Annotated in this window: 1 rRNA gene; it reads left to right on the top strand. The window is 58.4% G+C overall.

The window, feature by feature from the left end:
* Nucleotides 1–267: ribosomal RNA gene (locus R6V09_RS54895) — 23S ribosomal RNA — on the top strand; the annotation flags it as partial.

Below are 267 nucleotides of genomic sequence, written 5' to 3'. Positions count from 1 at the left end.
CGGCCCGTACCCTAAACCGACTCAGGTGGTCAGGTAGAGAATACCGAGGCGTTCGGGTGAACTATGGTTAAGGAACTCGGCAAAATGCCCCCGTAACTTCGGGAGAAGGGGGGCCATCACCGGTGATCGGATTTACTCCGTGAGCTGGGGGTGGCCGCAGAGACCAGCGAGAAGCGACTGTTTACTAAAAACACAGGTCCGTGCGAAGCCGTAAGGCGATGTATACGGACTGACGCCTGCCCGGTGCTGGAACGTTAAGGGGACCGG

It is taken from the genome of Streptomyces sp. W16 (genome assembly GCF_033194735.1).
Taxonomy (GTDB): Bacteria; Actinomycetota; Actinomycetes; order Streptomycetales; family Streptomycetaceae; genus Streptomyces.
This window is presented reverse-complemented; position numbering and strand designations above follow the sequence as displayed.